The sequence below is a fragment of the Mesorhizobium sp. M0590 genome (genome assembly GCF_040320905.1).
Classification (GTDB): domain Bacteria; phylum Pseudomonadota; class Alphaproteobacteria; order Rhizobiales; family Rhizobiaceae; genus Mesorhizobium.
In genome coordinates this window covers 182300-203381 of the sequence record NZ_JAMYQN010000013.1, presented here as the reverse complement: position 1 = coordinate 203381, position 21082 = coordinate 182300, and the positions used below count along the sequence as shown (strand labels likewise).

At 63.7% G+C, this 21082-nt stretch carries 19 protein-coding genes; 9 read left to right on the top strand and 10 right to left on the bottom strand.

The window, feature by feature from the left end:
* The coding region (locus tag NKI52_RS21905; protein ID WP_352699491.1) for a hypothetical protein at positions 1–196 on the top strand (196 nt) is incomplete at its 5' end.
* A gap of 628 nt (positions 197–824) precedes the next feature.
* Here the strand turns inward: NKI52_RS21905 and NKI52_RS21900 are convergent.
* From NKI52_RS21900 to NKI52_RS21880, 5 genes are all read right to left on the bottom strand, one after another.
* Complete coding sequence (locus NKI52_RS21900; RefSeq protein ID WP_352645515.1) at positions 825–2612, bottom strand: ABC transporter ATP-binding protein; 1788 nt, start codon at positions 2610–2612, stop codon at positions 825–827.
* Positions 2613–2621: 9 nt separating this feature from the next.
* Positions 2622–3650 carry a glycosyltransferase family 2 protein gene (locus tag NKI52_RS21895; protein WP_502897785.1) on the bottom strand — a complete coding sequence of 343 codons (1029 nt, stop codon included), beginning with the start codon at positions 3648–3650 and terminating at the stop codon, positions 2622–2624.
* A 6-nt stretch (positions 3651–3656) separates the two neighbouring features.
* The gene (locus NKI52_RS21890) at positions 3657–4760 is read right to left on the bottom strand and encodes a glycosyltransferase family 2 protein (RefSeq protein ID WP_352587150.1); all 1104 of its coding nucleotides are present in this window, start codon (positions 4758–4760) and stop codon (positions 3657–3659) included.
* 2 nt (positions 4761–4762) lie between these two features.
* Positions 4763–5956, bottom strand: a complete 1194-nt coding sequence (locus NKI52_RS21885; protein ID WP_352621374.1) for an acyltransferase family protein — start codon at positions 5954–5956, stop codon at positions 4763–4765.
* Positions 5957–6391: 435 nt separating this feature from the next.
* Positions 6392–7798 (bottom strand): DHA2 family efflux MFS transporter permease subunit, encoded by a 1407-nt coding sequence (locus tag NKI52_RS21880; RefSeq protein ID WP_352699489.1) that lies wholly within the window; start codon positions 7796–7798, stop codon positions 6392–6394.
* 202 nt (positions 7799–8000) lie between these two features.
* Between NKI52_RS21880 and NKI52_RS21875 the strand changes: the two genes are divergently transcribed.
* A complete protein-coding gene (locus NKI52_RS21875; RefSeq protein ID WP_352690803.1) occupies positions 8001–8903 on the top strand; it encodes a sigma-70 family RNA polymerase sigma factor in 903 nt (300 codons plus the stop codon).
* Positions 8904–9000: 97 nt separating this feature from the next.
* Here the strand turns inward: NKI52_RS21875 and NKI52_RS21870 are convergent, their stop codons facing one another.
* The gene (locus NKI52_RS21870; protein WP_352569124.1) at positions 9001–10203 is read right to left on the bottom strand and encodes an MFS transporter; all 1203 of its coding nucleotides are present in this window, start codon (positions 10201–10203) and stop codon (positions 9001–9003) included.
* 217 nt (positions 10204–10420) lie between these two features.
* Between NKI52_RS21870 and NKI52_RS21865 the strand changes: the two genes are divergently transcribed.
* Complete coding sequence (locus NKI52_RS21865) at positions 10421–10849, top strand: VOC family protein (RefSeq protein WP_352699487.1); 429 nt, start codon at positions 10421–10423, stop codon at positions 10847–10849.
* 92 nt (positions 10850–10941) lie between these two features.
* On the opposite strand, the gene NKI52_RS21860 is transcribed toward NKI52_RS21865, so the two are convergent.
* Entirely contained in the window at positions 10942–11835 is an 894-nt protein-coding gene (locus tag NKI52_RS21860) for a LysR family transcriptional regulator (protein WP_023677278.1), read from the bottom strand.
* 97 nt (positions 11836–11932) lie between these two features.
* On the opposite strand from NKI52_RS21860, the gene NKI52_RS21855 reads away from it, so the two are divergent.
* Both NKI52_RS21855 and NKI52_RS21850 read left to right on the top strand, forming a co-directional pair.
* On the top strand, positions 11933–12682 hold the full coding sequence (locus tag NKI52_RS21855; RefSeq protein ID WP_023677277.1) for an SDR family NAD(P)-dependent oxidoreductase: 750 nt from the start codon (positions 11933–11935) through the stop codon (positions 12680–12682).
* Positions 12683–12834: 152 nt separating this feature from the next.
* Positions 12835–13218 (top strand): YybH family protein, encoded by a 384-nt coding sequence (locus NKI52_RS21850; RefSeq protein WP_352699485.1) that lies wholly within the window; start codon positions 12835–12837, stop codon positions 13216–13218.
* A gap of 103 nt (positions 13219–13321) precedes the next feature.
* Here the strand turns inward: NKI52_RS21850 and NKI52_RS21845 are convergent, their stop codons facing one another.
* Positions 13322–13783 (bottom strand): Lrp/AsnC family transcriptional regulator, encoded by a 462-nt coding sequence (locus NKI52_RS21845; protein WP_352587169.1) that lies wholly within the window; start codon positions 13781–13783, stop codon positions 13322–13324.
* 158 nt (positions 13784–13941) lie between these two features.
* Between NKI52_RS21845 and NKI52_RS21840 the strand changes: the two genes are divergently transcribed.
* A complete protein-coding gene (locus NKI52_RS21840; protein WP_352569118.1) occupies positions 13942–14949 on the top strand; it encodes an ornithine cyclodeaminase family protein in 1008 nt (335 codons plus the stop codon).
* A gap of 80 nt (positions 14950–15029) precedes the next feature.
* Here NKI52_RS21840 and NKI52_RS21835 read toward each other — a convergent pair whose 3' ends face one another.
* Positions 15030–15962 carry a dimethylarginine dimethylaminohydrolase family protein gene (locus tag NKI52_RS21835; RefSeq protein ID WP_352455436.1) on the bottom strand — a complete coding sequence of 311 codons (933 nt, stop codon included), beginning with the start codon at positions 15960–15962 and terminating at the stop codon, positions 15030–15032.
* Positions 15963–15995: 33 nt separating this feature from the next.
* On the bottom strand, positions 15996–17585 hold the full coding sequence (locus NKI52_RS21830; protein ID WP_352699500.1) for a zinc-binding metallopeptidase family protein: 1590 nt from the start codon (positions 17583–17585) through the stop codon (positions 15996–15998).
* Positions 17586–17660: 75 nt separating this feature from the next.
* Between NKI52_RS21830 and NKI52_RS21825 the strand changes: the two genes are divergently transcribed.
* From NKI52_RS21825 to NKI52_RS21815, 3 genes are all read left to right on the top strand, one after another.
* A complete protein-coding gene (locus NKI52_RS21825) occupies positions 17661–18548 on the top strand; it encodes a LysR substrate-binding domain-containing protein (protein ID WP_023677271.1) in 888 nt (295 codons plus the stop codon).
* Between the two features lie 252 nt (positions 18549–18800).
* Positions 18801–19895 carry an ABC transporter ATP-binding protein gene (locus NKI52_RS21820; protein ID WP_352455434.1) on the top strand — a complete coding sequence of 365 codons (1095 nt, stop codon included), beginning with the start codon at positions 18801–18803 and terminating at the stop codon, positions 19893–19895.
* 65 nt (positions 19896–19960) lie between these two features.
* Positions 19961–21076 carry an ABC transporter substrate-binding protein gene (locus NKI52_RS21815; protein ID WP_352569116.1) on the top strand — a complete coding sequence of 372 codons (1116 nt, stop codon included), beginning with the start codon at positions 19961–19963 and terminating at the stop codon, positions 21074–21076.
* Positions 21077–21082: the final 6 nt, after the last annotated feature.

Here is a 21082-nt window from a genome sequence, read left to right as displayed (position 1 = left end):
TCACCACCGTGCCATGGCCGCTCGCCCCTCAGAGCAAGCGCCGTTCTCTCTCCAAAACTTTTTGCAGAACCTTCAGCACACTATCTGCGGAACGGCCGCAAGACACCAGATCTCCAACGTGTTGTTTTGCATCGGGTCCATCATCAGCCTCACTTTTTGGTTTGTCATTGTGACACTAACGGTTGGTCGGAGGTAGCGGTTCCAAGCGACCCCGTTCATAGAGCGCTGCCTGTGCTGCATATTAGCAACAGCTTGACGACCGCTGAGCCCGTACCGCTTGGACAACTTCACTGGCGCCGGTGGATGCGTATTCCGCAGGACTGCAAGCGCCCCTCGGCATCAGTCGTGCGGGGATCGATCGCCGCCCATCATCAGCGCCGAGCCGGTCATGCCCCGGAACCCAATGGCTGCATCTATCTCCGGCCGAAGTTTCGCTACCACCGAGCCGATCCGATGTTCACTCCAGCCAGCGATGCGCGTTTACAGGGACCTAAGTCTGACCTGCCTGCGCAATGGTCTTGTGTACGGCCGGCGTCGGGAACAACTGCGCCCGTCTTCAGTTGATGGCGTCACCTCCTCGAGGAGACATCGGCGCAGAATCAGTCCCTTCATGCGCTGATTAGGGTCCGCCTGCCATTGCTGGATTTGGCAGGCGGACCCTTGGTTCGGTACGCTCCAGATGGAAAGCGGGTAAGCTCGGGATCACTCATCATCCCAGAAATCCCGTAGAGACGTATGGCGGAGGTCTTCCTCGCCCCTGAGATGCTTGACCTGGCTTGACATCCGAGACGACCTCCCAGCGCGCGCATGCAGCGGGGTCGCCCTCAGCCTTCCAGCGCCTCGTGCTGGTAAAGCTCGTCCATGCTGAGCGTCGCCAGGGCGGCGAAGGGTGCCTGCTTTTTCACGCGGCCGTGGCTCAGGATCACGACGTCGTCGCAGAACGAGATGGTGCTGCGATGATGGCTGATGACGATGGTGGTGCGACGGCCGGCGCGCGACTTGAGCGTCTCGACGATTGCCGCTTCCGACAGGCCGTCCACCGCATTGGTGGCTTCGTCGAGGATGAGGATATCGGGATCGCGCACCAGGGCCCTGGCCAGCGCGATCCGCTGCCGCTGTCCCGCCGAGAGATTGACGCCACGATAGCCGACGACCGTCCAGTAACCCTGCGGCAGTTGCTCGATGAAGCCATGCGCTTCGGCCAGTTTTGCCGCGCGCTCGGCGTCATCGGCCGAGGCCGCGTCCTGGCCGTAGATGATGTTGTCGAAAATCGTGCCGTCGACCAGCTCCAGCTCCTGGCTGGCGAGCGCGATGTGCTTTCGCCATTGGCTGGGGTCGATGCGGTCCAGAGGCGATCCATCAACGAGAATCCTGCCGCTATCCGGTTCGACGAAGCGGCACAAAAGGTTGACGATCGTCGTCTTGCCGGCGCCCGACCGGCCGATCAGCGCGGTCGAGCGGCCGCTACCGATATCGAAACTCGCCGCATGCAGCACCACCGCGCGCTGCTCCGAGCCGGAATAGGTAAAGGTGACGTCCTCGAACTTGATGCCTTGGCTGAGCCCGGGGAACGCTGCGCTGCCTTGCGGCGGCTGGGGCTTGTCGGACGGGTCCAGCATCCACGTCACCTCTTCCAGCGATCCGCTCAGGCCCTGCAGCTGGCTCCAGGCCATTTGCAGCGACCGCATGTAGGGCTGCAGCCGGTAGAGCAGGATGACGAAGGCGACGATCAGCGGGAAGGAAACATTGGCGAACCAGGCGCCGATCACCACCGCCAGGAACAGCATGGCGTGCAGAACCTCGGTCAGCGGCGGCAACGCTCCCTGGCGGGTTAAAAGCACGAAGGCCGCCCGGCGCACCGCGTCGGATGCCTGGTCGAAAGCCGCTTTCTCGCGTTGCTCCTGGCCAAAAATGCGGATCAGCCGCCCGGCATGCACCAGATGCAGCATCTGCGATGCGAGCTGGCTGTTGCGGGAGGCGACGCTGCGGCTCGGCGCCTTCAGATTGGCCGACAGCACGGCGTGCGCGACCTGGACCAGCGCCAGCCCGAGCGTCACCAGCAGCGTCATCTGCCACGACAGGAGCAGCAGGAAGGTCAGGAGGATGATTGCGGCCGACGCGTTGACGATTGCTCCCAGCGTGATCTGGATGGCATCCGAGGCCCGCCAGGATTCGTTGGAGATGATGTTGAGCAGCCGTCCGGGGCTTTGCTGCAGGAAGAACGGGTAGCCCACCCGCAGCAGCTGCTCCGACAGCGCGCTGCGGATCGAATGGCTTGCCTTGCCGTAGATGAAGGTGGTCAGCAGCGTGTTGGCAAAGGCGAACAGGTTCTTCAGCACGATCGAGCCGAGGATGGCGACCGAAATGACGATCAGCCGGTCGCGCTCGCTCAAGCTCGATCCGACATGCTGGAAGACGGCGGAGAAGCCAGCCATGCCGGTCTGCCCCTGTTGCCCCATGATTATGTTCAGCAACGGAATGATCAGGCCGATACCAAAACCTTCAAGCGCGGCGCTGAGCAGCCCGAGCACCACCACGGCAGGAAGCAGGCGCAACTGCTTTCTTCCGAGCGCGCGGCGCAGCATCGGCAGGCTGGGCGGCATCAATCGCATGGTGGCGGATCACCTCGCCTCGGCATTTGCCTGTTGCTCCTGTCGCATTTGCGCCGGTTGCGGCGATTTCGCCAGCAAAAGCACCGCGAACTTGGCCGCGCCGAGCAAATTCATGCCGACGATCGGCCAGTGCGACAGCTTGAGTTCGCGGTCGAACAGAGGGCCTTTCCTCAGTTCGCGTAAGGCCGCCCTCATAGACCAGTAGAAATGGCGAAGCAGCCACGGCGCGTGGCGGATATGTTTCAGGCAAAGCCCGCCATTGCCCATGCTGTAGTCGCGGTGCAGCTTTTCGATGGCCTTGCGGTCGCGCCGGCCGTGATGGTGATAGATGGTCATGTCGGGCACATATTCGACCGGAATGCCGAGCAGCACCGCCCGCACGAGATAGTCCGTATCCTCGGCGGAGCGCAGCGGGCCGCCGGCGCCGAACCGTTCGTCGAAACGGCCGATGCGGGCTGCAACATCGCGGTGCATCGTCATGTTGCAGCCAAGCACGAAGCCGCCGGGATGGACGTCTGGGGTAAGCCGCGCGCGCACCGACGACCGCTTGATCGTGAACGGCAGGTCGCGGGGATCGCCGATCTCGACGCGGCCGCCGCGGATGACCCGTTCGCCGGCCGCATAGTGCCGCTGCAGATCGCGCAGATAATCCTTGTGGACCGCGCAATCGTCATCGACGAAGACCAGCACGCGGCCCCGCGCGCGCTCGAGCCCGGCATTGCGCGCGGCCGCCAGTCCAGGTCGCGGTTCGCGAATAGCCGTGAACGGAATGTCCGAAAGTTCGGCGATGCTGGCCAGCCGCTCTGCTGTGCAGTCGGTGGAACCGTTGTCGACAACCACCAGTTCGGCAGAGAAGGCAGCGTAGGCGCGGCACGCGGCCTGGATCGACTTTATGCAAGGCTCGAGCACGTTGACGCGGTCGCGTGTGCAGACAATGAAGCTGACCTCCGGTGCCGGCCCGTGCTGCGGCCGGGGCGACATGGCCGCCGGCACCGTCGAGCGGCCGCGCTGCTGGAGCTGATGGGATTTGACGAACATGCGCTGCTAGCTCAACTGGTTCGAAGGCAAAACCGCCGCGGCCGGCACGGATTGCAGATACCGCGACAGGGCATCCACCTGCCTGGTGACCGACATCGAGGCGAGACTGAAACGCGGCGCGAAGGCACCGGTGCGAAACACGTACTGCTCGCGCCGCCGGATGAGTTTCCATTTCGCCGTCCGCGTCAGGAATTCGTGCATCAGCAGCGGCTGTCTTTCCCCCGATATCAGCTGATAGAGGAAATAGAACAGGTTCAGCGTGCCAGCCTGGTAGCTCGGCCTCGTCTCGGCCGGCAGCGCGGCAATCCTTTCTTCAAGCGAAAGGATCCATTCGGCGGCACGGCGAACCGTGTCCATCGACAGGACTTCACCGATGCCGCGGAGGTCCTGCGTCTCTTGTACGAGCCCTTCGCGCTCAAGGTTCTCGGCGACGATCTTCAAATGCGTCCTGCGCATTTCGCGCTTGTGCCTGTTGGTCACGCTGTCGTCATGGATACGATAGGCGATCAGGCTTTCGGGGCTCATGGCCGCCGGGTAGCGGTCGGTCAGCCGCCTGAACAGGTCGAAATCCTCGGCATGCTTGTAGCTGGTATCGTAATATAGAACATCTTCTTCTATGACATTCCTGTTGTATACCACGGTGGAATGCATGAAGATCGTGAAGAACATCGACAATATACGCAGCGGATTGTCCTGGAATATCGGATCGGGCGAACCCCTGACGACGCGGTTGCCGAGCAAGGTATCGAAACCCGCGCCGCATAGAGCGAGGTCAGGCTGCTGGTTGAACAGCGCGACCTGCCGCGACAGGCGCTGGGGATAGGCGATGTCGTCGGCGTCCATCCTGGCGACCAGATCGCCGCGCGCCACGGCCAGGCCTTCGTTCAAAGTTGCGATCAGGCCGCGGTTTTCGCGTGAGATGATCGAGATGCGGCTGTCGGCCTGGCGGTATTTCTGCAGGATCTGCAGCGAGTTGTCGGTCGAGCCGTCATCGATGGCGATGACCTCCAGACGCTCGTAATCCTGCCGCAGGATGCTGCCCAGCGCAGCGGCGAGATAAGGTCCGGCATTGTAGATCGGCAGCACGACGGACACCAAGGGAGCAGCCATGATCAGCTCCGATCGGTTCGCTGCAGCTTGCGGGGGAAGCGTGATGCGCCATCGAGCGGCCTGCCCGGATATGCTCCCGCCGCGAGCCATCCGGCATTGCCCACGTCGATGCCTGCCGGGATGGCGCCGCGGCCCTTTCGAGCAACATAGGGGAAGTGGCGTTTGAGGCTGTTGAGCGGCTTCTCGAAAAGCAGCCACGAGACCGAGGCCAGCATGAGCGTCGCAGTTCCCGCGACCAGGAACCGTCCCGGCCCTTGTTCCGAGACGTTGAGCGGGATCCACGGCTGCGATTTGACGACCAGCGCCAGCACTATCGGATGGTAGAGATAGACGCCGTAGCTGATGCGGCCAAGGCCAAGCAGCGGCGGCAGTTCGAGAAGTTTTCCGATATAGCCGCCAACCCCTGTCGAACAGCTTGCAACGATGACCACCAGCGGTACGAGAGGCAGTATCTGCAACAGCAGCCAGAGGCCCCATTCCTGCACCGGATTTGCCGGCGCCGGCGCAAACCACTGCAGAACGAAAAACGCCACAGCGAGCCCCGGCCAGCCATTTCGAAGCCATTGCGGCAAGCCGGCTGTTCTTGACCGGTAGGCGGCAAGCAGCGCGCCTGACGCCAATGCGTCCATCGACGCCGGCGGCAGCAGGTCGCGTGCCAAACCCGGCGTTCCAGCGATCGGCCAATAAAACCGATAGGCCAGCGACAGCACGATAACGCCGATGCAGATCGATTCCAGGCGCCGGCGCGGCGCCAGCAGGACGATCAGCGGCCAGACGATATAGAACTGCTCCTCGATGCTCAGGCTCCAGAAATGGCAGAGCAGCCAGGGCGTCCATTCATTCTGCGCCGCGTACCAGAAATTCGACAGATAGAACGCATGCCAGACCAGTGATCCTCTAGACTGCTCCAGGTCCACCAGCCAGACGAAACCCAGCACGGCGAAATAGGGCGGGAATATCCGCAGCGCCCGCCTGATATAGAAGGATCTCAGCGCCGGTCCGGTTTCGAATTCGGCGGTCGAGCGGGCTTCGAGGAGCAGGCGGGTGATCAGAAAGCCGCTCAGCACGAAGAACAGACGCACGCCGATATGGCCCCAGAACGAGGACCCTCCAGCCGCGAAGAAATGGGAGTACAGCACCATCGTCACGGCGATGGCCCTCAGCGCGTCCAATTGGGTGTCGCGCGCATTTCCCATTAGCGGCGTACGCCGGCGGGACGGCGAAACTGCCAATCGGTCAACATGGCGGCGTCGTTCACGGCGCATTTCCAATCGGAAGCGCCCCCCTTGCGCAGAATAGGGCCATCATTGTGCAACGCAACACAAAAAGTTGACACATTTGAAACAGGAACGTGAGGCGCGGCTAATAAAAGCCAAAAAACCGCAGGAAACAGCCTGAATTATCCATTCTTGACGATTTTCTCGCACTCCCTTGGCCCGCCGATATCGGCGGCAGGGTGCTGCGATGCAGCATGTTCGCCGCCATCACGGGCGCGCAAGATCTGGATCTGGACACAGATGCCCCCCACAGGACCGGCCGGCAACCGACGCTCGGCGACCTTTTTGCTGCGCTGGCGCGGCTGCTGTTAACGCGACAACAGTGGGAGCAAGCGCAAGCTTCCCGCCTCCGAGTTACGCCTCCTTGCTGGCATTCGCGAGCACCACTGCGCGACGCTCCGGGAGCCCCAATCCGACGAGCGCGCCGGCGAGCGAGAGCAGAGCGGAGACGTCGATTGCCGAGGTGAAGCCATCGCTGAACGCGTCGGTGGACGAGAAGCTTCCAGTGCCGGCGAACACCGCACCGGCGATCGCGATCCCGGATACGCCGCCGAGGAAGCGGAATGTGTTGAACGTGCCGGCAGCCTTGCCGACCTCCGGCAGGGCGACCGCATTGAGAACCGCGTTCTGCGCGGCAGGCATTGCCATCGACACGCCGGCACCGGTAATGATCAGTGGGGCGACTAGCTGGACGTAGGGCAGATCAGGTGCGGCGATCTGCGCCAGCCAGGCCATTCCAGCCGCTTGCAGGATCAGTCCGGCCACGACAAGCCAGCGCTCGCCGACGCGGTTGATCAGGCTGCCGGAGATCGGTGCGACCACGAAAAGCGTCGCGGTCCAAGGCAGCAATCCCATGCCGGCGCCGAGCGGCTCACGGCTCTGGGCAAACTGCAGAAACTGCGGCAACAGGAACACGAGGCCATACATGGCGGCGCAAAGCAGGAAGTTCGCCCCTACGCCCGAGGAGAATACGCGCGCCCGAAAGAACCGCAAAGGCAGCATGGGCTCACGGGTACGCAGCTGCCAAAGGACGAACGCGATGGCGAAAAGCAGCCCGGCCGTCAGCGCCGTCAGCACTTCAGAGCTGCTCCAGCCCACAATGTTGCCGCGCATCAGACCCCAGACCACTCCAAATGCCGCCGCGGTTACCAGGACGACGCCGAGGACATCGATTGCCGTGCCCGGCCCGTGACTCTCCGGAATCCGACGCAGCACCAGCGGAATGAGAACGATACCGACCGGGACATTGAGCCAGAAGATCCAGTGCCAGGAGAGCCCTTCGGAAATCGCACCGCCCGCCATCGGGCCGATGATCAGGGCCAGGCCGGTGATGCTGCTGAAGATACCCAGCGCCTTGCCTCGCTCCTCCGGGGGAAAAGCGACGCTCAGCAGCGCCATGGCCAGCGGCATGACCATTGCGGCACCTGCGCCCTGGATCGCACGGGCCGCAATCAGCAATCCGGCATTGCCGGCGAGCGCGCAGGCAACCGACGCTGCGACGAACAACGCCAATCCGGCAACGAGCGTACGGCGGCGGCCGAACCGGTCACCGAGCGCAGCCCCGGTCATGAGCAGGACGGCAAAACTCAAATTATAGGCGTTCATCGTCCATTGCAGCGTCTCCAGCGAGGCATCGAGCTCGACCCGCATCGTGCTCAATGCCGTCGCCACAACCATCGCATCGAGAACGACCATCAAGGAGCCTATCGACGTGAGGGCGAGAACCCAGACCTTCGTTGATCCCGCACTTTGCTTGCTCATGACTATGGCGCCTCCGGCTTGAACAAAGGGCCCGCCAGGTTACGGGCCCGTGATCCAGAGACGCGTAGGAACCATCAAAGGATTCCAGCTAGAGAAAGTTTTTTCGACCGAATCCTTTTGCCATCGTCGAGCGTCTATAAGACGCTGCGCCTGATGACGGGCGCCCTGCCTGGGAGATACGCATGAAATTGATCCTTGTGCGATGACCGGATCCGCAACCGGCACCCCAGAAGGACGGGAGCCATTTGACCGGCTGCTCGGCGAATTGCGGCCGAAACTGCACCGCTATTGTGCCCGCATGACCGGTTCGGTGATCGATGCCGAGGATGTCGTCCAGGAAGCTACGGTCAAGGCGCTCGAGGCGTTCCCCGGGACCGGGCCGATAGCCAATGTCGAGGGCTGGCTGTTTCGCATCGCGCACAATGCCGCGCTCGACCACCTACGCCGTCGTGCCAGGTTGGATGCCGCGCATGTCGTTGAGGATATCGATATGATCCCTGACCCCGGTATGTCGGCCGAGGGTCGACACACTGCAGCCGCAAGCCTGCAGACTTTCATGCGCCTGCCCGCGGCGCAGCGTAGCAGCGTCATCCTCATGGATGTGCTCGGCTATACGATCGAAGAGATCGGCAACATTATCGACAGCAGCGTTCCGGCGGTGAAAGCCGCACTGCATCGCGGCCGTTTGCGCCTGCGCGAAGTCTCCGGCGAGCCTGACGATCGGCCTGTGCCGGTGTTGGCCGAGCCCGAGCGGGCGCGTCTGGCAGCCTACGTGGAGCGGTTCAACGCCCGCGACTTCGATGCGATCCGCGACATGCTGGCCGAGGACGTCCGGCTTGACCTCGTCAACCGGCTCCGGGCGAGCGGCCGCACGAAAGTGGGCCGGTACTTCCATAATTACGCGGGTATCCACGATTGGCGGCTGCTTCCAGGCCTGGTGGATCGGCAGCCAGCCATTCTTGTGATCGATCCGGACGACTCGGCCGGAGGGCTAAAATACTTTATCCTGCTGGAATGGGCCGGCGACAGATTGGCGAGAATTCGCGATTTCCGCTATGCGCGCTACACGCTTGACGGCGCCGAGGTGGTGCCTCTGCGGGCATAGCAATTCGCGTTTCATAATGCCGAACAAACACTGCCAGCTATTTTTGGATCGCGGCCGCTTGCCATCCAAGCGGCCGCCCTTTTCCGCCGATCCTGCTTTAAGCCGGTTGCAACTCCCTGCGCGGCAGCGGCGGGAAGGCGATCGCAATCGCCATCGCGCCAAGCCCGACAAGGGCCGAGCCGATGAACAGCCAGGAATAGCTGGCATAGGCATCGAACACCATGCCGCCGGCGAGCGGGCCGAAAGCCATGCCGAGGCTGGACAGCATGGTTACTGCACCGAACACCGTACCGAGGATGCGCTGGCCGAAATATTCCCGCGCCAGCACCGCATAGAGCGGCATGACGCCGCCATAGGTGGCGCCGAAGATGACGGCGAGCGTGTAGAATTGACCAAGCTCGCTGACCGCAAGATAGGCTGCGATGACCACGGCCTGTATGGCCAGCCCGGTGATCAGCACCGGCTTGACGCCCAGCCGATCGGCAAGCACGCCGTAAAGCAGCCGGCCACCCAGCCCTGCCAGGCCCTCGATGCTGTAGATGCTGACCGCCGCCATCGGCGCTATGCCGCACAGCATCGCATAGCTCACCATGTGGAAGATCGGCCCGGAATGCGCCGCGCAGCAGGCAAAGAAGGTCAGTCCCAACACGATGAATTGCGGCGAGCGCAGCGCCTGCGGAACCGTCATGCCGGCACCCTCGGCGGCAACGCTTGGGGTAGCGCTGTCGGCAGCGGGTTGGGGCGGCTGGCGCACCAGAAGCGCGGCCGGCAGTAGCAGCACCCACGCGGTTATGCCGATGTCGAACATCGCGGTGCGCCAGTCGTAGGCCGAAATCAGCCAGCGGGCGAACGGCGAGATGGTCATTGGCGCCACGCCCATGCCGGCCGAGACCAGCGAGACGGCAAGGCTGCGGTTCGTATCGAACCAGGCGGAGGTCAGCGCGATCATCGGCGCGAAGAAGGCACTTGCCGCGAGGCCGACGAGCACGCCGTAGGCCAACTGGAAAACGAGCAGCGAACCGGTGCGGCTGGCGAGGACCAGCGCCAGGCCGAGCAGCACGGCGCCGGTCATGACGACGATGCGGGCGCCGAAGCGGTCGTAAATGGCGCCCCAGGCGAAGCCGCCGAGACCCATTACCAGGAAGTTCAGCGTCATCGCGCTCGATATGCCGGCGCGCGACCATTGTGTGTCGAGCGCCATCGGTTCGAGGAAGATCGCCAGCGAGAACATCGCCCCGAGGGCGACACAGGTCATCAGCGCGCCAGCCGCGACGATAACCCAACGATAGGGAAGGCTCATTTCACTTTTCTCCCATGCCGGAAGCGTTGATACGGCACGACCTTTTTCGAGCTCCGCCGAGCCGCTTGCGTACGAAGGACGTTGGACATGTCTTGAATCCGACAATCCGGTTGCATTTTTTATCCAGTCGGCGTGATGGCGCCATTCCACGGCTTTCTGGATTGACCGCGCACCATTCGAAGCTAGATTTCCAACCGGCGATCAGGAGCTGTCAAGCATGGCAAATCAGGAACTTCATCGCGGCCGTCTCATCGACCACCTCCAGTTGGTGGTCAGGGATCTCAAGGCCAGCCGTCGTTTCTACGAGGCGGTTCTCAACGTGCTCGGCATACCGATCGGTGGCGCCGGCAATGATTATTTCTGGGCCGACGAGCTGTTCATTTCCAGCCCCGACAGCCCGGCGGCCCTGGGAAAGCTGACCGGGCGCCACCACCTGGCCTTCCAGGCAAAGGACCGCGCCATGGTCGACGCATTCTACAGGGCCGGCCTCGACGGCGGCGGCACCGACAATGGCGCGCCCGGCGAACGATCCTACCATCCCGGCTATTACGCCGCCTTCCTGCTCGACCCCGACGGCAACAACATCGAGGCCGTCCACCACGGCGCGGCCAACCGCAGCGCCGATTCAGTGAAGATCACGTTCTAGCTTCGGGTAAGGGTGATTCGCTTGCGCAAACGGCCGGCACGGTTGGTCTCCGGCAAAAGCTGGGTGTTTGCGTCATAGACCATGCGTCTGCCCTATCGCGTCAGCGCAGCCATTTGGCCTGCAAGGAAATCGACGAACAGCCGCGCCCGGACCGGCAGCTGTCGCCCGTACGCATGGACGATGTGCACCGGCATGGTTGGCATCGCCACCTCGGGCAGGATGCGGACCAGGCGACCCGTGTCGAGATCGTTCTGCACGGCAAACCGCATCAGATGCGCGATGCCGGCGCCGGCAAGTGCTGCATTGCGGATGGCGCCGCCGTCATCGGTATCGAGCCGCCCATCCGGCACGATCATCGTACCGTCGGCAAACGTGACCGGATAAGGCCGGCCAGCCATCTGGTGGCGGACGAATTCATGATCCCGTAAATCCTCGACCGATGCCGGACGGCCGCGCCGCTCGACATAGGCCGGTGAGGCCACCAGCACGATCGGCAGATTGGCGATCTTGCGGGCAACCAGCCCCGTGTCCGACAGCGCCCCCATGCGCACGGCAACATCATAGCCTTCGCGGATCAGATCGGCGTGACGGTCGGTGACGCTGAGCTCGACCTTCACTTCGCCATGCTGCGCAAGGAACGCTTGCGCCCATGCCGCGATCAGGCCGCGACCGATTTCGACCGGCGCTGTAACGCGCAGCAGGCCGCGCGCCGTATCGGCCATCTGGACGATGTCTTCGGCATCGTCCAGCGCCCTTAGCAGTGGCGCCACGCGCTCGTAGTAGGCGAGGCCTTCGCTGGTGAGCCCGAGCCGACGCGTCGAGCGCTGGATCAGCCTGACGCCGAGCCGGCGCTCGAGCCGCGCCACGCTTTTCGACACCGCCGACGGGCTGGAGCCGACCAGCCGGCTGGCGGCATGGAAAGAGCCGGCATCGACGGTTCGGACGAAGGCGACGAGACCGGCGGTCTTTTCGAGGATGGTGGTCATTCCGGAATTCCAGGCATGAAAGAATGGATCATGATGATCCTAATACGCGTTTCGATCATGATTAAATACCGCTCATCGTCAACAAAGGAGAGATTTGATGAGCAAGCTGAACGGCAAGGTCGCCATCGTCACCGGCGCCTCCAAGGGTATCGGCGCCGCCATCGCCAAGAGTCTTGCCACGGCCGGCGCCGCGGTGGTCGTCAACTACGCCTCGTCACGGGAAGGCGCCGACCGCGTCGTCGCCGAGATCGAGGACCGTGGCGGCCGCGCCGTCGCCGTCCAGGGCGACGTGTCGCAAGCGGCTGATGTGCGCCGCCTGTTCGAGGCGGCGAAATTGGAGTTTGGCGGGCTCGACATACTGGTCAACAATGCCGGAGTCTTCGCATTCGAGCCGCTGGAAGCGGTTACCGAGGCCGAGTTTCACCGCGAGTTCGACACCAATGTGTTGGGCATCATTCTGACCACGCAAGCAGCAGTGAACCATTTTGGCGCGGGCGGCGGCAGCATCATCAACATAAGCTCGGTCGCCAGCCGCAATCCGCAGCCGAACTCGCTCGTCTATGCCGCGACCAAAGGTGCGGTGGACACGATCACGCTGTCGATGTCGCGGGAGCTCGGCGCACGCAACATCCGCGTCAACGCCATCGCGCCCGGCGGCATCGATACCGAGGGCCTCGCGCGCATCGGCATCGTCGGCAGCGAATTCGAGAAGCAGATTATAGCCATGACGCCGCTCGGTCGCTTCGGCCTGCCCGACGACGTCGCCCGCGTCGCGGTGTTCCTCGCCTCCGACGAAGCGTCATGGCTGACCGGCGAGCGCATCACCGCCTCCGGTGGCTGGCGATAGGCATGGAGGGCGCGAACCTGCCGGCTCGCGGACCGTGCTACCCGCGGCGCGACGCACTGCAATCGATGACGAGAGCGATCTAAGCCCTATGTAGTAGCGAGGGAGGAGCGCCGTGCGCCATCGATGACGGCGAGATGCCAGGGAGGTAACGGATGACGGGCGACGAAAAAGCAATCCGAAAGCTGGTCGAGACGTGGATGGATGCGAGCAAGCGTGGAGACATCGCGACCGTCCTCAGCTTGATGACGGACGACGCGATCTTCATGGTTCCCGGCCGGGAACCCTTCGACAAGGAGATCTTCGCGGCAGCCGCGCGGGAGACGGCCGGCGTTCATATCGACGGCACGAGCGATATCGTGGAACTACAGCTTCTCGGCAATTGGGCCTTCATCCGCAGCCGCATCGATATGACCGCGACCCCGCCGAATGGCGAGCCGGTCCATCGATCGGGATATGCGCTGACGCTCCTGCGCAAGGAGGCGGATGGTGAGTGGCGGCTCGCGCGCGACGCAAACCTGCTGACCCAGCAAAGCTAAAGCCGGGTCTCCGGCGTCTCTGCACCGGAAGGCGCGCCAGGGGAGCGATAATCGCGACGTCGCGATACAGGTCGCCCTGAGCAGCGTCCTCCCCTCCACCTGATCACACCGGCAACAGGGCGTTCGGCTTGACATCGGCGATGGAGGCGAAAGTGTGCGTTTCGCGCACGCCGGGCAGTGGCAGGATGACCCGCTGCAGGAAATCCTGGAACACCGCCATATCGGCGATCCGCGCCTTGACCAGATAATCGAAACCGCCAACCACCATGTGGCACTCCAGAACCTCCGGAGCTTTCGCCACGGCTTCGGCGAAGCGGTCAAAGACATGAGGCGCCGTGTGGTCAAGCCGGACCTCGATGAACACCAGCGTTCCCCGGCCGACCTTGCGCGGATCGAGCATGGCCCTGACCGCGGTGATGAACCCGTCGCGGAACAGGCGCTTCACCCGCTGGCTGGTTCCGGTCGGCGACAACCCGACGCGCCCGGCAAGATCAAGCGTCGTCCGACGGCCGTCTTCCTGGAGCAGCCTGAGCAGGCTGCGGTCTATCTGGTCGAGATCCTCCATTCCACAATCCACGCTATCTCAGAGATTTTTGTGCTTATTTCACGCAGAGATGCCAAAAACAACGTATTTCATCACATAAAACGTCGCAATAACCTGCGCTTCCCTCTCTCACCTAAGCAAACGCGGTGAGCCGATTTCGACGACCACAGGAGTGCAGGATGACCAAACAAGCGTTCAGCCCAGCCGGCAGGAGTGCGGCGGAAATCAGCAAGGGAACGACCGAGATCCTGGTGCTGAGCGAAGCCGACGTGATGGCATGCATCGACCTCAGCCAGCTTCTCGATGTTCTGGAAGACGGCTTCAAGGCGCTGTCACAAGGCAAGGTCGTCAATCCACCCCGACCACAACTCGACATCCCCGGGGCCGGCTACAGCCTCGCCATGCCGGCCTGGATGGAGGGCATGAACCTGACCGTCAAGATCGTCAATGTCTTCGAAGGCAACCTGGCAATCGGCCTGCCCAGCCACCTCGCCACCATCAGCCTGTTCGATCCGCTGTCCGGCCTGCCGGTCTGCATCATGGACGGCACCTTCATAACCGCGGTGCGAACCTCCGGCTCCGCCGTGCTGTCGGTGCGCGCGCTTGCGCGCCGGGATGCCAGGATAGCGACAGTGGTCGGCGCCGGCGTGCAGGCCAACCAGCACCTGCATCTGTTGCCGCTGGTGCGCGATTTTGCCGAAATCCGTGTCGCTTCGAAGAGCTTCGACGATGCGGCAGCACTTGCCCGGCTGCATCCGTCGGTGGTGGCGGTCGCCGACCTCGAGACGGCAGTGCGCAGTTCCGACGTGGTGTGCCTGGCGACCCACTCCTACCAGCCGGTGATCGACGCAGGCTGGGTCCAGCCGGGCACGCATGTCTCCTCGGTCGGGGTGGCGCCGCCCGGCGGTGAAATGCCGATCGAGCTCATCGGCAGATCCAGTCTTTTTGTCGAAACCAAGGATGCATTCAAACCGACCCCGGTCGGATCTTGCGAGCTTGCCGGCTTCGACCCGGATTTCGGCACCGAGCTTGGCGCCATGCTGCTCGACCGCGCGCCGGGCCGCGTTTCGGATCAACAGATCACCACCTACAAGGCGATGGGCATTGCGATGGAAGACATGGTCGCCGCCGACCTCGTCTATCGTTGCGCCCGGCGTTTGCGCAAGGGAAAGCTCATCGTGCTGTAGGCGCGTACCGCGCGCCATGCGGGATCGACGGTGCTGACAATGGCGCTTTCGCGCAAGCGGCCGGGCTAAAGGCCGGCCCCTCAGGCCGGCTCGCGCTTCAGCGCCTGCGCCATGCAGTGAATGCCGCCGCCGGTCTTCGAGATCTCGCTCATGTCGATGGCCGCCACCTCGAAGCCGCGCGCCTTGAGCTGACCGATCAGCGTCTGGCTCGAGGTCGGCGCGATTACCCGATCCTTGCCCAGCGACATGAAGTTGCAGCCGAGCGCCATGGTATCCTGGAACGGCACGTCGATGATTTCGTGGCCCTTGCCCTTCAGCCAATCGACGATGCCCGGCTCCGTGCAGGCGAGGCAGACGGCGGTCAGTTTTTCAGCGATCGGCACCACCATCAGGTCGATATGGACATAATATTCGTCGATGAAGGCGATGCGGGTCTCCCAGCCATCCTTGTCGAACCAGGCCTGCACTTGGCGCGCGCCCTCCTCCTGCGTGCGGGCGCCACCGCAGCCGATCAGCACGACGCCGTCCTCGATGACGTTGAAGTCGCCGCCCTCGAACGTGCCCGCGGTGACCATGTCGTAGATCGGGATGCCGAGCTTCTCATAGGTGCGGATCGCCGCGTAGTTCTCGCCGCGCCGCCACCACTGGGCCATGGCGGTGATGATGGCGCCATACGGCGTCATGACGCTGGAATCGCGCGAGTAGACCTGCATCGGCAGTTCCGGCGTCGGCTCGTGCCAGTGGATGTTGACACCGAAATGCTCATAGGCGGCGACCAGATCCTTGTGCTGCGCTTGCGCGATCTGGACGTTGCATGGCGCTTCGCGCAGATGCTTGCGCGACAGCGAGCTGGTCGAGAGATGGCGCAGGAAATTCGGCGAGCCGAGCAGCACGTCGGTCAGAACATCGGTTTCGTTGGCGAAACCCCAGGCGGTCAGCGGCTTGGTGCCGCCGGCCGGGTTGCGGCGCTGCAGCGAAAACGGCTCGGTGACGATGCGGTCATGGACGGTCATGGGGTTTCTCCTCGTGAAGGGCGGCTTGGTTGATCATGCGGCTTGGTTGCTTGGTATCCACCAATCCCGCCCGCGCGGGGTGGTGATGTATTCCGGCCAGCGAAATCCAATCGGCGGATCGTAGTCGCAGAGCGGCGCGATCCAGTTCGAGCCGCCGATGCCGCCGCCGGTGCGGGTGACGAATTCATCCATCGCCGCGTCGCGCGCAGCCTCGTCTTCCAACAGGCGAAGTGCTGCCAGCGCGACCGTCTTTGCGGCGCAGATGACCATCGGGTCGATGGTGGCAGAAATGCCGCCCAGCGCATTCATCGCCCAGGACGGAAACGCGTGGCCGTTCTCGGATCGCAGCGCCGGCCGGGCGACGTAGAATCGTGCCGTCGGTGTATGCCACGACATGTCGGTGTAATCGTCGGAGGTGGAATTGAGCTGCCAAGGCGGCAGGTCGTGGCGCAGTAGCGTCTCGGCCGCCTGTGGTGCAATCAGCCGCTCCAGTTCGTCGATGAATGGTTCCTCGGTCGCCTCGCCCCCGGCATTGACCTGGATTTCGCGGGCGATCGCCTTGGCCGTCTCGTCCCAGCACGGCGGCCCGACCGCCGCCAGCCCGTCGAAGGCAATGCCGGCCATTGCGTGGTTGGCAAGCCCCGGCCGCGACTTCGACACCCAGTGCCGCTCATAGCGGCAGCCGCTCATCCTGGCTGCGGCTTCCGCATTGCGGTCGAGCATGGCGGTGACCTGCTCCGCCATGGCAAGCGTCGGCACGCGGATCATGTACTGGATCTCAGCCAGCCCGGCCGGCAGATTGTCGGCGGTCGCCTGGCCCGCCGTCAGGATCGCCTCGCTGATCGACCAGCCGCCCTGGTGCGGCAGCATGGAATCGCGCAGCGCCTTGGACGCCATATACATCATCATGAGCGCGTCGTTGGCGCCGGGCGCCCTGACTGCCGAATGCGCCTGCGGGATGGGTGCTGCATCGCTTGCGCGAACCCAATTTTCGGGTTCGTCGCACACAAAGCGGTAGATCATCGCATAGGCCGCACCGCAATGCGTGTCCCAGCGCGCCGTGTTGCACAGCGGCAGCATGTAAAAAGGATGGAAGGAGATCATGCCCGCCAGCCCATCGTAATAGCCCTTCGCGGCATGGATCGGCTTCGATCCCCTCACCTTCTCCGCCGGCTCGCCGGTGAAGCGCAGCGTGCCTGATATGCCGTGGCGCTGCATCGCAGCCTTGGTCGCCAGCAGCCCGCCGAGGCTGGCAATGCCGAGGCCGGAATGCGGATCGGTGTGGCCGCCGGCCTGTTCGCCCAGCCCCGGGCGCGGTCGCTTCACCGTCGCCGCATCCTGGCAATTGCCAGGTACCGCGTCGTACTCGGCATACATGCCGATCGTCGGGCCGGTCCCGTTGGTCCAGTGGGCGCAGAAGGCGGTCGGCATGCCGCCCGATCCTTCCTCGACCGAAAACCCTTCGTGCTTCAACTGCTCCACATACCAGGCCGCCGACTGGTATTCGCGCCAGGCGGTCTCGCCGAAATCGAAGATGGTCCGCGTCCACGCCGACAGCGACGGCTGGATGTCGTCCAGACAGGCAAGCGCGGTCGCTTGCGCCGAGGTCACCGGTTTCTCCATGGCGGAAAGAAAGCAGTGAAGCGCCCCGCCAAAAAGTGATATGTTTTCCCGGCTCATGCAAATTCGGTTCACCTCTTGAGAATTCCCTCGACGCAGGCGCTGCGCGCCCTCGACAGTTTTGCCCGCCACGGCAGCGTCTGGCGCGCCGCTGACGAACTGCATCTGACCCGCAGTGCCGTCAGTCATCAGTTGCGCCTGCTCGAACGCGATCTCGGCTTCGATCTGCTCGAACGCATCGGCAAGGGCGTGGCGCTGACGCCACGCGGCCAACGCTATGCCAGCGACGTGCGCAAGGCGCTGACGGTGCTGGGCGACGCGGTGACACGCCATGCCGGCACCGGCATCGGCGGCTCATTCAGTGTCAGTTGTACGCCGGGTTTCGCCTCCCTGTTCCTGTGCACCCATATCGGCGAGTTCCGGCAGATGTACCCCGATGTCGCGCTGCGCATCCTGACGCCGCGCCGTCTCGACGACGTGAGCAATGCCGAGGCCGATGCCTTCATCGCCTTCGGCGTCGGCAATTGGCCGAACCGCGCGGTCGAGCTGTTGTGCGGGATCTCCTTTACGCCGCTGTGCAGCCCGACGCTGCTCAACAAGATCGGCGGCTTCTCCAAGCCGGCCGACGTGCTGCGCGCCAATCTCCTGCATCTCGGCGATACCGAGGACTGGGCGCGCTGGCTGGCGCTGTCCAAGGTCGAGAACCCCGACCCGGAAGGCGGCATCTTCTTTTCCGACATGAACCTGGTCTTTTCGGCGGCGATCGCCGGCCAGGGCATCGCCATGGGCGACGAGCTGACCAGCGGCCGGGCACTGAGCGAAGGCCGGCTGGTCCGCCCCTTCGACATAGCGATCAATTCACCGCGCTCGTATTTTCTGGTTTCCGAGCACGCCAAGGCGGCGCATCCGGTGCTGGAGGCGTTTGGGCGGTGGCTGAGATCGAAGCTGTCGGAGAACCAGCGTTAATCTCCCCCCTCGAGGGGGAGATGGCCGCGAAGCGGCCAGAGGGGGTCGGTCCAACTGGGCTCGGCCTGCTGCTGCAGAGGAGGTTGGCACTTCAAGCGAAGCGACCCCCTCTGTCGCCTTCGGCGACATTTCCCCCTCGAGGGGGGAGATTGGCGCATAGATGAATCAAATTTGCCGATCAGGCGAAAACTATTCGGTTGCGGTGAGCCGCCGCCCTGCCTACGATTTCGCCTACGCTAAGGAAAGGGCAGGATGCAGCAACCCGGCCGGGCCGCAGAGATCAAGGCAATCGGGATCGGCAAGAGCTTCGGCTCGTTCCGTGCGCTGGACGATCTGACGCTCGATATCGGCCGTGGCGAATTCCTCACCTTGCTCGGCCCCTCCGGTTCCGGCAAGACCACCTTCCTGATGATCCTTGCCGGCTTCATTCAGCCGACCGACGGTCGCCTTTACAGCGACGGCGTCGACATCACCGAGCGGCCGGCCGAGCAGCGTGCCGCCGGCATGGTGTTCCAGGGCTATGCGCTGTTCCCGCATATGAGCGTCGAGGCCAACATCGCCTTCCCGCTCAAGGTGCGCAAGAAACCGGCGGCCGAGATCAAACGCCGCGTCGGCGAAATGATCGAGCGCGTCGGGCTCAAGGGCCACGAGAAGAAACTGCCGTCGCAATTGTCCGGCGGCCAGCAGCAACGCGTGGCGCTGGCGCGGGCGCTGGTGTTCGAGCCGGGCGTACTTTTGCTCGATGAGCCGTTTTCGGCACTCGACAAGGGCCTGCGCGGCCAGATGCAGGCCGAGATGAAGCGGTTGCACCAGGAGACTGGCACCACCTTCGTCTTCGTCACCCATGACCAGAGCGAGGCGTTGGCGTTGTCATCTCGCGTCGCCATCTTCAACCATGGCAAATTGCTGCAGGTCGGCGCGCCGGACGAGGTCTACGACCGGCCGGACAACCGCTTCGTCGCCGAGTTCCTGGGCGAGATCAACATGCTGCCGCTGAAGGGCGTGCGCCCGGCCGACAATGGCTCGACGGGCCTCTGCGAAGACCGCGCGATCAGCATGCGCTGCAGGGCCGAGAAGGTCCGTGGCGATGCCATCCTGGCGATCCGGCCGGAATACATGTCGATCGCCCGCGAAGCCGCGGCAGGCGAGAACGGCATTGCCGCGACTGCCGTCGCCTCGACCTATCTCGGCGCTGCGACGCGGCTCGATCTGACGACGCGGCAAGGCGCCAAGGTGACGGTCTCGGTGCCGAACGAGGTCGCCGCCTCTGCCCTCAGCAAGGGCAATTCCGTCTGGCTGACCTGGCCCGCGGAGAAAGGCTTCCTCCTTCCGGATGGAGAGCAATGACGATCGGCGTGGCGAATTCGCCAAGCTGACATTCAGGAAATACCAACGACAAAAGGGGAACTGACATGACAAACCAAACCAAGAAAAATTCCATCGAGGCGCTATCCGCCAGGGCAGTGCGCGGCGAGATCTCGCGCCGGCAGTTCACGCAGCTGGCCGCATTGGTGCTGGCCGGCACGCCGATGCTGCTGCGCTCGACCGGCGCCGTTGCCGCGGCGAAGGAACTGGTGCTGGTCAACTGGGGCGGCGACGCCATCACCGCCTACGATGCGGCTTATGGCCAGGCCTTCACCAAGGAGACCGGCATCACCGTCAAGATGGACGGCTCCGGCCCGACCGAAGGCGCGATCGCGGCGCAGTTCAAGAGCGGCGCGCCGACCTGGGATCTGGTCGACGTCGATCCGTTCTCGGCCATCACGCTCGGCGCCCAAGGCATGCTGGAGCCGATCGACTATGCGGTCGTCGACAAGAAGAAGATGCGGCCGGGATTCGGCTGGGAGTACGCTGCCTCGACCTATTTCTTCTCCTACGTCATCGCCTACGATGCCGAGAAATACGGCAGCCAGGCACCGACCGGCATGGCCGACTTCTTTGACGTGGCAAAATTCCCCGGCAAGCGCTCGCTCTACAAATGGGGCGTGTCGAGCTGGGAAGCGGCACTGCTCGCCGACGGCATCGCGCCGGCCTCGCTCTACCCGCTCGACCTCAAGCGCGCGCATGACAAGATCGCCGCCTTCAAGGAAAACGTCGTCGCCTATTGGGGTGGCGGCGCCGAAAGCCAGAGCGTGCTGCTCAATGGCGAGGCCTCGATGGCGATCGTCTGGTCGACGCGGGCTTCGCTCATCGAGCAGGATTCCGGCGGCAAGATCAAGTTCATCTGGGACCAGGGCCTGATCTCGCCCGGCGCGCTCGCCGTGCTCAAGGGCAATCCCGGCGGCAAGGACGCGGCGATGAAGTTCATCGCCAGCACCCAGGACCCGGAGAAGGAACTCATCATGTTCGACAAGCTCGGCCAGGGTCCGGCCAACCCGGCCACCGATGCGCTGATCCCCGCCGACAAGAGGCGTATCAATCCGGTCGATCCCGAGAACATGAAGAAGCAGATTCCGCTCGACATGGATTGGTACGCCAAGAACTACGGGGCGGCACTCGACGAATACACGAAGATCATCTCCGCCTGACAAGCC